The organism is Kosakonia sp. YIM B13588, from assembly GCF_042788165.1.
GTDB lineage: Bacteria > Pseudomonadota > Gammaproteobacteria > Enterobacterales > Enterobacteriaceae > Kosakonia > Kosakonia sacchari.
This window is the reverse complement of the sequence record NZ_JBHZPO010000001.1, coordinates 181,419-194,747: the sequence shown is the minus strand read 5'-3', so window position 1 is coordinate 194,747 and position 13,329 is coordinate 181,419. Positions and strand designations below refer to the sequence as shown.

Annotated in this window: 16 protein-coding genes and 1 other annotated feature; of the genes, 3 read left to right on the top strand and 13 right to left on the bottom strand. The window is 51.6% G+C overall.

The genetic code is table 11. From position 1 onward, the window contains the following. Positions 1-306 precede the first annotated feature (306 nt). The 3 genes from ACFX4U_RS00995 (at position 307) to hemP (ending at position 2,675) form a co-directional block, all read left to right on the top strand. Entirely contained in the window at positions 307-1,140 is an 834-nt protein-coding gene (locus tag ACFX4U_RS00995; RefSeq protein WP_016496328.1) for a pyruvate, water dikinase regulatory protein, read from the top strand. A 154-nt stretch (positions 1,141-1,294) separates the two neighbouring features. After that, positions 1,295-2,341 carry a 3-deoxy-7-phosphoheptulonate synthase AroH gene (gene aroH / locus ACFX4U_RS00990; protein ID WP_313509878.1) on the top strand — a complete coding sequence of 349 codons (1,047 nt, stop codon included), beginning with the start codon at positions 1,295-1,297 and terminating at the stop codon, positions 2,339-2,341. A 142-nt stretch (positions 2,342-2,483) separates the two neighbouring features. Continuing rightward, positions 2,484-2,675, top strand: coding sequence for a hemin uptake protein HemP (gene hemP / locus ACFX4U_RS00985; RefSeq protein WP_305736260.1), 192 nt, complete (start codon positions 2,484-2,486; stop codon positions 2,673-2,675). Positions 2,676-2,682: 7 nt separating this feature from the next. Here hemP and selO read toward each other — a convergent pair whose 3' ends face one another. From selO to infC, 13 genes are all read right to left on the bottom strand, one after another. Further along, on the bottom strand, positions 2,683-4,125 hold the full coding sequence (gene selO, locus ACFX4U_RS00980) for a protein adenylyltransferase SelO (protein ID WP_313509883.1): 1,443 nt from the start codon (positions 4,123-4,125) through the stop codon (positions 2,683-2,685). Positions 4,126-4,186: 61 nt separating this feature from the next. Beyond that, complete coding sequence (locus tag ACFX4U_RS00975) at positions 4,187-4,900, bottom strand: EAL domain-containing protein (RefSeq protein WP_305736262.1); 714 nt, start codon at positions 4,898-4,900, stop codon at positions 4,187-4,189. A 254-nt stretch (positions 4,901-5,154) separates the two neighbouring features. Then, positions 5,155-5,619, bottom strand: a complete 465-nt coding sequence (locus ACFX4U_RS00970) for a C40 family peptidase (protein WP_200551791.1) — start codon at positions 5,617-5,619, stop codon at positions 5,155-5,157. Between the two features lie 78 nt (positions 5,620-5,697). Then, positions 5,698-6,447, bottom strand: coding sequence for a vitamin B12 ABC transporter ATP-binding protein BtuD (btuD, locus tag ACFX4U_RS00965; protein ID WP_313509885.1), 750 nt, complete (start codon positions 6,445-6,447; stop codon positions 5,698-5,700). After that, on the bottom strand, positions 6,447-6,998 hold the full coding sequence (locus ACFX4U_RS00960; protein WP_313509888.1) for a glutathione peroxidase: 552 nt from the start codon (positions 6,996-6,998) through the stop codon (positions 6,447-6,449). Before ACFX4U_RS00960 ends, btuD begins: the two co-directional genes overlap by 1 nt. Positions 6,999-7,032: 34 nt before the next feature. Beyond that, entirely contained in the window at positions 7,033-8,013 is a 981-nt protein-coding gene (gene btuC, locus ACFX4U_RS00955; RefSeq protein ID WP_305736265.1) for a vitamin B12 ABC transporter permease BtuC, read from the bottom strand. Positions 8,014-8,113: 100 nt separating this feature from the next. Further along, a complete protein-coding gene (gene ihfA / locus ACFX4U_RS00950) occupies positions 8,114-8,413 on the bottom strand; it encodes an integration host factor subunit alpha (RefSeq protein WP_006820203.1) in 300 nt (99 codons plus the stop codon). A gap of 4 nt (positions 8,414-8,417) precedes the next feature. Then, entirely contained in the window at positions 8,418-10,805 is a 2,388-nt protein-coding gene (gene pheT / locus ACFX4U_RS00945; RefSeq protein ID WP_380217676.1) for a phenylalanine--tRNA ligase subunit beta, read from the bottom strand. Positions 10,806-10,819: 14 nt separating this feature from the next. After that, on the bottom strand, positions 10,820-11,803 hold the full coding sequence (pheS, locus tag ACFX4U_RS00940) for a phenylalanine--tRNA ligase subunit alpha (protein ID WP_007374647.1): 984 nt from the start codon (positions 11,801-11,803) through the stop codon (positions 10,820-10,822). A gap of 40 nt (positions 11,804-11,843) precedes the next feature. Next, positions 11,844-11,968 (bottom strand) — a sequence feature (Phe leader region). After that, positions 11,919-11,963: a pheST operon leader peptide PheM gene (gene pheM / locus ACFX4U_RS00935; protein ID WP_001386830.1), complete on the bottom strand. Its 45-nt coding sequence runs from the start codon at positions 11,961-11,963 to the stop codon at positions 11,919-11,921. It overlaps the preceding feature by 45 nt. Positions 11,969-12,087: 119 nt before the next feature. Further along, positions 12,088-12,444, bottom strand: a complete 357-nt coding sequence (gene rplT / locus ACFX4U_RS00930) for a 50S ribosomal protein L20 (RefSeq protein ID WP_013366084.1) — start codon at positions 12,442-12,444, stop codon at positions 12,088-12,090. Positions 12,445-12,493: 49 nt separating this feature from the next. Further along, positions 12,494-12,691, bottom strand: coding sequence for a 50S ribosomal protein L35 (rpmI, locus tag ACFX4U_RS00925; RefSeq protein ID WP_001124225.1), 198 nt, complete (start codon positions 12,689-12,691; stop codon positions 12,494-12,496). Positions 12,692-12,783: 92 nt separating this feature from the next. Further along, positions 12,784-13,326, bottom strand: coding sequence for a translation initiation factor IF-3 (gene infC / locus ACFX4U_RS00920; protein ID WP_071908164.1), 543 nt, complete (start codon positions 13,324-13,326; stop codon positions 12,784-12,786). Positions 13,327-13,329: the final 3 nt, after the last annotated feature.

Here is a 13,329-nt window from a genome sequence, read left to right as displayed (position 1 = left end):
AATGGGTAAAAACGTCGAACTACTTTTTTATCCTGGCATAATTAATTCCGTTGAAAAAACGGTGAATCGTGTAAGCAATTACGATTTCTGGTTTTTCGGATAGATTCCCATCAATAAATCACCTTGAGTAATTTCTCATTTCTGTATCTCCTTATTTTTTATAGGGGAAACTAAAAAAACGAACCGTAGAGTTCATTAAAAATAAAAACACCATTTCATTTTAAAAATGAGAAAAAGGAGATACGCATGTTGAGGGTTTTAATTTATGCTTTCAGAGAATTACGCATGTCATTCAGGATGGGTTAAATGGACAGTTCAGTTGATCGCCACGTCTTTTATATTTCTGATGGAACCGCTATCACCGCTGAAGTATTAGGCCATGCGGTCATGTCGCAATTCCCGGTTGCCGTCAGCAGTATTACGCTGCCGTTTGTGGAAAACGAGAGCCGCGCCCGCGCCGTCAAAGAACAAATAGACGCCATTTACCAGCAAACCGGCAATCGTCCACTGGTGTTCTACTCCATTGTGATACCGGAAATTCGCGCCATTATTTTGCAAAGCGAAGGATTTTGTCAGGATATCGTTCAGGCGCTGGTTGCGCCGCTGCAGGAGGAATTAAAACTCGATCCTACCCCCATTGCGCATCGCACACATGGGCTTAATCCAGGTAATTTAACCAAATACGATGCGCGTATCGCGGCAATTGATTACACCCTCGCGCACGATGACGGTATTTCTTTGCGCAATCTTGATCAGGCACAGGTGATTTTACTGGGCGTTTCGCGCTGCGGAAAAACACCGACCAGTCTGTATCTGGCGATGCAATTTGGTATTCGCGCGGCAAATTATCCTTTTATTGCTGACGATATGGACAACCTCGTTCTCCCCGCTGCGTTAAAGCCACTGCAGCATAAATTATTTGGTCTGACCATTAATCCGGAGCGTCTTGCCGCCATTCGCGAAGAGCGCCGGGAAAATAGCCGCTACGCGTCGTTGCGCCAGTGCCGCATGGAAGTCGCAGAAGTGGAAGCGCTTTACCGCAAGAATCAAATTCCCTGCCTTAATAGCACCAACTACTCTGTAGAAGAAATTGCCACCAAGATGCTCGATATTATGGGGTTAAATCGCCGCATGTACTAACAAGCTAGTACATGGGTGCGAAATGCGCTATGATACTGCCTGGAAACGTGATGTGCTTTGCAACCCCTCTTGAAATAAGCCGGGATTGGTTTAAGGTGTTGCGCATCACTTCCGGCATTCCTGCCGCTGAAGCACCTAATTTTTGAGATTCTTGATGAACAAAACTGATGAACTTCGCACTGCGCCTATCAGCAGCCTGGTGACACCAGCTGAACTTGCGCAGCGCTACCCTGTTACCTCAGAGGTAGCGGAGCATGTGACCGCATCCCGTCGGCGGATAGAAAAAATTCTGAATGGTGAAGATCACCGCCTGTTGGTGATTATTGGTCCCTGCTCGATTCACGATCTTGACGCAGCCGTTGATTACGCGAGCCGTTTACAAGTATTACGTGAAAAACACCACGCGCAGCTCGAAATCGTTATGCGCACCTACTTCGAAAAACCGCGCACCGTGGTGGGCTGGAAAGGGCTGATTTCCGATCCAGATCTGAACGGCAGTTACCGCGTAAATCACGGTCTTGAGCTGGCGCGTAAACTGCTGTTGCAGGTCAATGAGCTGGGCGTGCCCACCGCGACCGAATTCCTCGATATGGTGACCGGCCAGTTTATTGCCGATTTAATTAGTTGGGGAGCGATTGGCGCGCGTACCACGGAAAGCCAAATCCACCGGGAAATGGCCTCGGCGCTTTCCTGCCCGGTCGGTTTTAAAAATGGTACCGATGGCAACACACGTATCGCCGTTGATGCGATCCGCGCTTCACGCGCCAGCCATATGTTCCTCTCGCCGGATAAAAGCGGGCAAATGACCATTTATCAGACCAGCGGCAACCCGTACGGCCATATCATTATGCGTGGCGGTAAAAAACCGAATTACCATGCCGGGGATATCGCCAATGCGTGCGATACGCTGCGTGAATTTGGTTTGCCGGAGCATCTGGTGGTAGATTTCAGCCATGGCAACTGCCAGAAAGAGCACCGCCGCCAGTTGGATGTCTGCGACGACATTTGTACGCAAATCCATAATGGCTCGATGGCGATCTCTGGCGTGATGGCGGAAAGTTTTCTGCAAGAAGGCACACAAAAAATTGTCAGTGGCCAGCCGCTGGTATACGGGCAATCCATTACCGACCCATGTCTGAACTGGGAAGACAGTGAACTGCTGCTGGAAAAACTCGCAACCGCGGTTGCCACCCGTTTTTAACCGTTTCCTGCTGACTCCCTCAGAACTACGCGTTCCCCCTACTTTTTCCTGGGGGAACTGCGTTCAGGTAAACAATCGCCCTTGCGTCATATCACCATACTATTGATAATCATTATCATTGTTGGTTTGTCTTAAAACGGATATGTCGCAAATGGATAGCACACCTGCATCACCCGTCACGCCTCAGGAAAAGCCCACGCACATCACCCCAACCGATCGCCGTGTTCACAGCCATTCACTGCTGGGAGATGAAGGACGCGTCGTTATTGAGCACAACGGGCAGCAATATCTGCTGCGCCAGACGCACGCCGGAAAATTGATCCTGACAAAGTAGGCCGTTTTCAACTCGAGCAGCTTACTTCCAGCCGTTTGCCCCAGTCAGGCGGGCGGCTGACATAATCATCACTGCGATCAATAAATGGCTGTTGTAATGCCTCATGAAGTCGCTCCAGCTCGCTGCTATCACCTTTCTCTGCGGCATCTATGGCGCGCTGCGCCAGCCAGTTTCGCAGTACCATCGCCGGGTTAACCTGTTGCATATGCGCCTGCCGCTGTGCATCATCGATATTTTCCTGCTGTAAGCGCGCCCGATATCGCGCAAACCAGTCATCAAATGCGCCGCGATCGATAAACTCATCGCGTAACGGCGACGCCGCACTTTGCTGTTCGGTCAGGCTGAGCATACGGAACGTACGCGTATAATCGCTGCCTTCGCGCGCCATGAGGGCAAACAGCGAATTCAGAAGATCGTTATCCCCTTGCTGGCGGGTGAAGAAGCCCAGTTTGCTGCGCATTAACAGGCCATATTCAGTGAGTAACTGGTGCTGGTAATCATCCAGCGCGGCGTTTAGGCTCTCCGCAGCAATAAAGGGCGATAACGACTGCGCCAGGCGCTGGAGATTCCACAGCGCCACCGCGGGCTGGTTTTCAAAGCTGTACCGCCCCTGGTAATCAGAGTGGTTACAGATAAAACCGGGCTGGTAATCATCAAGAAAACCGAACGGGCCATAGTCGATCGTTAAACCAAGGATCGACATGTTATCGGTATTCATTACACCGTGCGCGAACCCTACCGCTTGCCAGCGCGCTATCAACTGCGCGGTACGCCGCACAACATCCCGGAACCAGGCGACATATTTATCGCTTTCGTTTTGCAATTCCGGCCAGTGATGACGGATAACAAAATCTGCCAGTTGACGGACTTTTTGCGGATCGCGCCGGTAGTAAAAATGTTCGAAATGACCAAACCGCACATGGCTTTCGGCAATACGCATCAGCATTGCGCCCTGCTCCTGCGTTTCGCGCATCACCGGCGTATTGCTGGTCACAATGCTCAATGCGCGCGTGGTCGGGATCCCCAGATAATGCATCGCTTCTGAAGCCAGGCTTTCGCGAATGGTCGAGCGCAACACCGCGCGGCCATCCCCCATGCGCGAATACGGCGTCAACCCGGCGCCTTTCAAGTGCCAGTCCCGGGTTGTGCCGTCCGGGAGTTGCTGCTCACCGAGCAAAATCCCGCGCCCATCACCTAATTGCCCGGCCCAGACACCAAATTGATGTCCACTGTAGACCTGCGCCAGTGGAGACATGCCAGGCAACAGCGTTTCGCCGCCCCAAATGCCTGCTCCCGAGGCAGGATGAAACAACGCATCCGGTACATCCAGCGCATGTGCCAACGGCTCATTGCGCCACAGCAACCGGGCGTTGTGCAGCGGCGTAGGGGATAATGCGGTATAAAAATCTGGCAATTCATCTCGCCAGTGGGTAGTAAAAGACAGGGTCATGGTTCCTCCTGCCTTTAGTGTAGTGCTAACTGTGGTGTTTAAACACCGGGCAAAAGCAGGGCTATGGTTGAACCAGGGAGGTTAACTGTTCGACGGCGACGGGTGGCCACATTGCGCCAAACATGGCGCTGAAGGGAAAGGCCGAAGCCCGGTTGAGGGCGTGTTCATCATCAATGCCTGCAATCATCAATGCATCACAATAGGGCTCAAGCTGCGAAACAATCACCCGCATAAAAGGTTCGAATGAAGGTGAAGCTAGCCGCTGATGAACAAAATTTTTATCCAATACCACCCGCTTAAATAAGCCATCAAAAATGGCTTTTGTCGAGGCGGTTCCGGCACCAAAATTAGCCAGCACCAGTGAATATTGTTTCGCCAATAGAAACAATAGATGATTATCTTTCCCCTTATTTAGATCGGGAAAATTCTCATTAATGGTAAATTCCAGAAAAGGAAATTTCCTAATGTTTGTCGCAAGCATTTCATCTGCTAACAGGACATCAATCAAAGAGGGCGCAATATTAATCCAGGCCGTTAATTGATGTTGGATAAAAAAGAGTTGGCAGGCTTCAAGCAGTGCCAGTTGTTCATTGAATAAGGTGAGTATTTCTTCAGGCGTAAGACGCGGGATGACCAGCTCTGTAGGCGTGCGGACATTGCTGTCGGGCCCCACAAAGTTAATGATAATTTCCAGTCCCTGTAGCATTCCGTTACTTTTTCTCGCAGGAAGTAAAAGAAGCTCAGAGCGATATGTGTCATCCAGCGATACTATCATTGCGCCAGCCCCGCATTAAGGGTGATATCCGGCATTGTCAAACACAGGTGAAGATATTTCAAATGTATTGTTTTAAATGAGATTAACTTCATTTTTTCCCGTTTTATTTTTGGGCTGCTCCTTAACCTTTATTAGCCTGATAACGAATTGACGGATGTCCGGATCCCAATGTACACAGATCTTAATTAAGATAAACGTGATTATTTAGTGGAAATTTCCTGGTTTAAAAAAAAGCCCTTGCGGGCTTTCTCATTCTAGATACGACGTGCTTGCCAGAAATTTTTACGCCAGTAGACATTATCCAGAGAAGAACGCATCACTCCCCGGCTGGTTGAGGCATGAATGAACTCATTATCCGTATCGTAAATACCAACGTGCAACCCGCTCTCTCCGGAACCGGTTTTAAAGAAAACCAGGTCGCCTGGCAGCAAATCATCTTTATCGATTTTCGTGCCGATTTCCGCCTGCTGGCGCGTCTCGCGCGGCAGTTGCAAAGAAAACTTATCGCGAAACGTCATCATAACGAACCCGGAACAATCAACGCCGGAACGGCTCATACCACCGTAGCGATACGGCGTACCATGCCACTGGCTAAGCTGATCATTCAGGCCAGCAATAACGGTTATCGAATCTGACAATCTTGGATTTGGCGGCGGCGCGCGATGAGAACTACATCCTGCAAGGAATAACGCCACTGCCAGCAAAAACCAGATACGCATCCTGGATCACGCCTCTTTATTTCTTTTTCTCGGAATAATCTACCGTGTGAATCAGATATGTGGCAAGTCACCTTTTCGTCACGTTGCGGGGATCAGCACGCGGTGACCTTCCACATCCAGTTGGCGAAAAGCCAAACCATACGCCGTCGCCAGATGAGATGGTGTCAGCACCTCGTCCTGCCGCCCGCTCATTAACAGTTTGCCGCCACTGAGCAGCCAGGCCTGGCGCGCATGGTGCAACGTATGGTTAAGATCGTGGCTACTCATCACCACGGTAATTCCTGCGGCAACCAGCTCGTTTAAAAGCTTGTCCAGTGCCGCCTGCTGGGCAACATCGAGGCTATTCATCGGCTCATCCAGCAATAAAAGCTTCCCGGAGGGGTTACCAGCCGGGTGAATTTGTAAAATTACCGCCGCTAAGCGTACCCGCTGCCACTCCCCACCTGACAGATGATTCACCGCCCGCCCCAGCTTATCGCTGAGGCCAAGCTTGCCCGCAATCTGTGCAAGCAGCGCGGTTTGTGTGTTATCGCGCTGATGCAAGGACAAGTACTGCCAGACAGGCATAGCGAACGGTGGTGTCTGCTGCTGGGCCAGGTAAGCGCGGTGTTGCGCCAGCTGCGATGCTGGCCACTGTGTCAGCGAACGGGCATTAAACAGCACGCTTCCCTGCCCGCCTGATAACCCGGCAATGCGCGCCAGCAGTGTGCTTTTCCCCGCACCATTCGGCCCGACAAGATGCAGGACTTCTCCCTGGCCGATCGATGCCGTTATCGGCCCAAGCCTTCCAGGTTCAGCCACATCCTGAAGCTGCAATAGCATTGACATTACTTCGCCAGCGCCTGTTTCACCGCGTCGACGAGAATCGGATCTTCCGGTGTCATATCCGGAGAGAAGCGTTGAATCACGTTGCCATCACGACCAATCAGGAATTTTTCAAAATTCCACAGAATATCGCCCGGCTCTTTCGGCGCGCGACCTTTGCTCTCCATGCGTTCGTAGAAACCGCTTCCCTCAGGCGCAACAGCCTTCGGCGCTGCGGCCACAAGTTTTTTATACAGCGGGTGGCGCGCTTCGCCATTCACATCGATTTTGCTGAACAGCGGAAATGTTACGCCATACGTGGTGCTACAGAAGGTTTTGATCTCCTCTTCTGAACCTGGTTCCTGGCCGAGAAACTGATTGCAGGGAAAACCGAGTACGGTAAAACCTTCACTTTCAAATTCTTTTTGCATCTGCTCCAGCTGTTCATACTGCGGCGTCAGCCCACATTTAGAGGCGACGTTGACCAGCAGCAGCACCTTGCCGAGGTAACCTGCAAGCGTTGTCTGCTCGCCATCAATAGTCTTAACTTCAGTATTCAGAATATCCTGTTGCATAGCGTCACCTTAATGAATGTTATGGTTTGCGGGCTCAACGCCCGGCTCTCAATAATAGCCAGATAAATACCGGCGCGCCCAGCGTCGACGTCACAACACCTATTGGCAACTCGGCTGCACTGAGCGCCAGACGTGCTATCACATCGGCAAATAATAGTGCCACCGCTCCTGCCAGTGCGCAGCCTGGCAGCAATGCCCGATGATCGGTCAAACCGCACAGACGTAAGATATGGGGAATGACCAGACCGATAAAACCAATTGAGCCCGCCAGCGCGACGCTTACGCCGACCAGCCAACCCGTTGCTATCACCAGTACGTTTCGCCATAGCCACATCGGTAACCCTAACTGGCGCGCGGAAATATCTCCCAGCGCCAGCATATTCAGTGGCTGCGACTGGAAACAGACCCAAATGATGACTGGCACCAGCGCCGCCATCAGCCAACTTTGTTGCCAGTCCACGCCACCGAAACCGCCCATCATCCAGTACATCAGCTGGCGTAAATCGAATGAGGAAGAGAAATAGACGGCCCAGGTCATCAATGCGGTACAAATGATGCCCAATGCAACGCCAGCCAGCAGTAAACGGCTGGTTGAGATGTGGCGGCGCGCGAAACGCAGCAGGATCAGGGTCACAACGAGCGCCCCGGCAATCGCACAAACGCCCAGCGCCCAACCTGGCAGCAATCCGCCGCCCAGCAATACAGCAGCAATTAATCCAACGCCCGCGCCGCTGGAGACACCAAGCAACCCCGGCTCCGCAAGCGGGTTTTCGAACAGTGCCTGCATCACCGCACCGCACAACGCCAGTGCGGCGCCTACCAGCAACACGCCCAGCGTACGCGGCAGACGAATTTGCCAGACAAAGAGTTGCCCATCCGGTGTAAACCAGGCGCCGGGAGAAATCCATTGATCACCCGCGCAGAGACTAAACAGCAGCGCGAAGAGTAAGAGCAACAGCAATCCACCCAGCCAGCGGCGGTTGCGTTGCTGTTGAAGACGAGCGTATGCCAGCATGTTTTCCGTTTTATTGGTCAGCAAGGCCACTGATTTTAAAGTTGATACCGGATGCTGAAAAGAAAAAAGGCCGCAATGCGGCCTTTTTAATTAGTTCATATCATTCAGCTTTGGGCGAAGCGTTTTCGACACGGCTCTTTAACTTCTGGCCGGGTCTGAAGGTCACCACGCGCCGGGCTGTAATGGGAATATCTTCGCCCGTTTTTGGATTACGACCCGGACGTTGATTTTTGTCGCGCAAATCGAAATTGCCAAAGCCGGAGAGTTTTACCTGCTCACCGTTTTCCAGAGCACGACGGATCTCTTCGAAAAACAGCTCTACCAGCTCTTTTGCGTCCCGTTTGCTAAGCCCAAGCTTATCAAACAGATATTCTGACATTTCAGCTTTTGTAAGCGCCATAGGTTCAATCCCTCAATGATGCCTGGAATCGCTCTTTTAATGCCTCTACACATCTGGCAACGGTAGCGGCAATCTCCTCTTCTTCGAGTGTACGGCTGGTATCCTGAAGGATCAGGCTAATGGCAAGGCTCTTATACCCTTCCGCTACACCCTTACCGCGGTACACGTCAAATAAGTTTACGCCAACTACCTGATTTACGCCAACTTTCTTACATTCGCCCAAAACATCTGCTGCAGGCACATTTTCTGCGACTACGACAGCGATATCACGGCGGTTCGCCGGGAAGCGCGAAATCTCCTGAGCCTGAGGCACCACGCGGTCTGCAAGCGCATTCCACTCCAGTTCAAATACCAGTGTGCGGCCGTTCAGATCAAGCTTACGTTCCAGTTCCGGGTGAACAACCCCAATAAAACCAATGCGCTTATCTTTCAGATAAATCGCTGCCGATTGGCCTGGATGCAGAGCAGGATTCGTTTCCGCGCGGAATTCAATGGCGGAAAGCTTACCTGTAAGTTCCAGCACGGACTCAAGATCGCCTTTTAAATCGAAGAAATCGACGCTTCCTTTCACCAGATCCCAGTGCTCATCATAACGGTTACCGCAAATCGCGCCTGCCAGCATCACATCTTGACGGATGCCAAGATTGGCTTGTGTATCAGGTACAAAGCGCAGGCCGGTTTCGAAAATACGTACACGGCTCTGCTGGCGATTCTGGTTATAGACGATAGTGCCGAGCAAACCGGTCCAGAGAGAGAGGCGCATCGCCGACATCTCGCTGGAGATTGGGCTCGGCAGGATGAGAGCTTCTTCGCCCGGATGAATCAGTTGCTGTAGTTTCGGATCGACAAAACTGTAAGTGATGACCTCCTGGTAGCCTTTATCGTTGAGCATGGTTTTCACACGCTTCATCGACAGGTTCGCTTCGCGGTGCTCACCCATAATCAGGCCAGCCTGCACCGGCTCATCAGGAATATTGTTGTAGCCATAAACGCGGGCAACTTCTTCGACCAGATCTTCTTCGATTTCCATGTCGAAACGCCAGCTCGGGGCAACCGCCAGCCACTCGTCCTGGCCTTCAGTCACTTCGCAGCCCAGGCGGTTCAGAATATCGCTGACCTGTTCATCGGCAATATGATGACCAATCAGACGATCCAGTTTGCTACGGCGCAGACGGATAGTCGCGCGTTTCGGCAGCGTGGCGTCGTTCGTGACATCAATTACCGGGCCAGCTTCACCGCCGCAGATATCGAGCAGCAGACGCGTGGCGCGTTCCATCGCTTTGTATTGCAGTTGCGGATCGACACCACGTTCATAACGGTGAGAAGCATCAGTATGCAAACCGTGACGGCGCGCGCGGCCAGTAATTGACAGCGGATTGAAGAAAGCACATTCCAGCAGCACGTTCTGCGTTTCGCTGTTCACACCAGAGTGTTCACCTCCGAAGATACCGCCCATTGCCAACGCTTTGCTATGGTCAGCAATCACCAGCGTGTCTGCGTTCAGTTTGGCTTCATTACCGTCCAGCAGCACCAGGGTTTCGCCCTCTTTTGCCATACGCACCACAATGCCACCATCCAGACGGTCGCGGTCAAACGCATGCATCGGCTGCCCCAGCTCCAGCAGAACGTAGTTGGTCACGTCCACAACGGCGTCAATCGAGCGAATGCTGCAACGGCGCAGCTTCTCTTTCATCCACAGCGGGGTTGGTGCTTTGACGTTGATACCTTTTACTACACGGCCAAGGTAGCGCGGGCAGGCTTCTGCCGCTTCCACAGTAATCGGCTGCGTATCGGCGATGGTAGCGGCAACCGGTGCGATATCCGGCGCGGTCAGCGGAGATTTGTTGAGCACCGCAACATCACGCGCCACACCGATGATACCGAGGCAATCTGCACGGTTTGGCGTCACGCTGATTTCGATGGTGTTGTCATCGAGTTTTAAATATTCACGGATATCGGTACCGATCGGCGCATCTGCTGGCAGTTCAATAATGCCGTTATGATCGTCAGAAATCCCCAGCTCGGAGAAAGAGCAGAGCATGCCTTCAGAAGGCTCGCCACGCAGTTTTGCCGCTTTGATTTTGAAATCGCCCGGCAATACCGCACCGACAGTGGCGACCGCAACTTTGAGCCCGAGACGGCAGTTTGGCGCGCCACAGACGATGTCCAGCAGACGCTCACCGCCCACGTTTACTTTCGTTACGCGCAGTTTGTCGGCGTTCGGGTGCTGAGCGCACTCCATTACTTCGCCAACGACCACGCCATGAAACGCACCTGCAACCGGCTCAATACCATCGACCTCAAGGCCCGCCATGGTGATTTGCCCGGACAGCGCTTCGCTATCAATGGCTGGATTAACCCATTCGCGTAACCACAGTTCACTAAATTTCATTGTTTTGCCTGCCTTTATTTAAACTGTTTGAGGAAACGCAAATCGTTTTCGAAGAACGCGCGCAAGTCGGTGACACCGTAACGGAGCATTGTCAGACGCTCCATACCCATACCGAAAGCAAAACCTGAGTAAACTTCCGGATCAATACCGACGTTACGCAGTACATTTGGATGCACCATCCCGCAGCCGAGAACCTCAAGCCATTTGCCGTTTTTACCCATGACATCCACTTCCGCAGAGGGCTCAGTAAACGGGAAATAGGACGGGCGGAAACGGATCTGCAAATCTTCTTCAAAGAAGTTACGCAGGAAGTCGTGCAGCGTGCCTTTCAGATTGGTGAAGCTGATGTTTTTATCAACAATCAACCCTTCCATCTGATGGAACATTGGGGTATGCGTCTGGTCGTAGTCGTTACGATACACGCGGCCCGGCGCAATAATGCGGATAGGCGGTTGCTGATTTTCCATCGTGCGGATCTGCACGCCTGAAGTCTGGGTGCGCAGCAAGCGCGTTGCGTCAAACCAGAAGGTGTCGTGATCAGCACGCGCCGGGTGGTGACCTGGAATGTTTAACGCATCGAAGTTATGATAATCATCTTCGATTTCCGGACCGGTGGCGACAGTAAAGCCAAGCTCACCAAAGAAACTTTCGATGCGGTCGATTGTGCGAGTCACCGGATGCAAACCGCCATTCTCCACGCGACGCCCCGGCAACGACACATCAATAGTTTCGGCGGCCAGGCGTGCGTTTAATGCAGCATTTTCAAGATCCGATTTACGCGCATTCAGCGCTTGTTGCACTTGCTCTTTCGCTTCGTTGATCACCGCACCCGCAGCCGGGCGCTCTTCTGGCGGCAGCTCACGCAGGGTGGTCATCTGAAGGGTCAGGTGCCCTTTCTTGCCCAGGTATTCGACGCGTACGTTGTCCAGCGCGGCGACATCTGAAGCATCGTTAATGGCTGCCTTCGCACTGGCAACCAGCTCTGCGAGATGTGACATGGTTTTCCTCGTTATATGACGATATTTACAAACGGCAGATACAAAAAAAGCCTCCACAAGGGAGGCTTTCTGGCGCTGTTTTCCGTTTCTTCTTTCACGCGCTAGCCTCCCGGGTTCAGGTGCTAAAGTAAAAAAAGAAGCGGAAAATAGCAGCATTCATGCTTGCGTTACCTTAACAGGGTAAGTGGCGGTGATGGCTTATTGAAAACGCATCACGGCAAAATGTCAATGTATTGATGATGTTAAAGCAAAAGAGGGAGCCAAGCTCCCTCTCTTAAACTGGCTTACGCCAGAGCTGCTTTCGCTTTTTCAACCAGGGCAGTAAATGCCACTTTGTCGAATACTGCGATGTCAGCCAGGATCTTACGGTCGATTTCAACAGAGGCTTTTTTCAGGCCGTTGATGAATTTGCTGTAAGAAATACCGTTCTGACGTGCTGCTGCGTTGATACGTGCAATCCACAGTTGACGGAACTGACGCTTTTTCTGACGACGGTCACGATAAGCGTACTGACCAGCTTTGATAACAGCCTGGAAGGCAACACGGTAAACGCGTGAACGCGCGCCGTAGTAACCTTTAGCTTGTTTCAAAATTTTCTTATGACGTGCACGTGCAATCACACCACGTTTTACGCGAGCCATATGCTCTCTCCTGTATCTATATTCTTAAAAAAGTTAAAAGGTTAACGACTTATGCGTACGGCAGGCACGCGATTACCAGGCCCAGATCGCCTTTGGAAACCATGGCTTTCGGACGCAGGTGACGTTTACGCTTGGTAGCTTTTTTGGTCAGAATATGACGCAGGTTAGCGTGCTTGTGCTTAAAACCACCTTTACCGGTTTTTTTGAAGCGCTTAGCAGCACCGCGTACGGTCTTAATTTTTGGCATTTTTTAACTTCCACTTCGCATTGTTAATAAACGAAACAAAGGCGAATCAAACCCGTGAGCTTATGGCCCACAGGTTTAATTACTTGATGGCCTTACTGTTTCTTCTTCGGAGCAAGCACCATGATCATCTGGCGGCCTTCGATCTTCGTTGGGAAGGATTCGACCACTGCCAGTTCGACCAGATCTTCTTTCACGCGATTAAGCACTTCCATACCGATCTGTTGGTGGGCCATCTCACGACCGCGGAAACGCAGCGTGATTTTGGCCTTATCGCCCTCTTCGAGAAAGCGAATCAGGCTGCGGAGTTTTACCTGATAGTCGCCTTCATCTGTACCAGGTCGGAATTTGATTTCCTTAACCTGAATAACTTTTTGCTTCTTCTTCTGTTCCTTAGAAGATTTGCTCTTTTCATAGAGGAACTTGCCGTAATCCATTATACGGCAAACGGGCGGCTCGGCGTTAGGGCTAATTTCGACTAAATCGACCCCGGCTTCTTCAGCTTTTTCCAGAGCTTCTCTGAGACTCACAATACCAAGCTGCTCGCCTTCCAGACCTGTTAAGCGAACTTCCGTGGCGCGAATCTCGCCATTAATACGATTGGGACGCGCCGTTTGAACTCGTTTTCCGCCTTTAATACC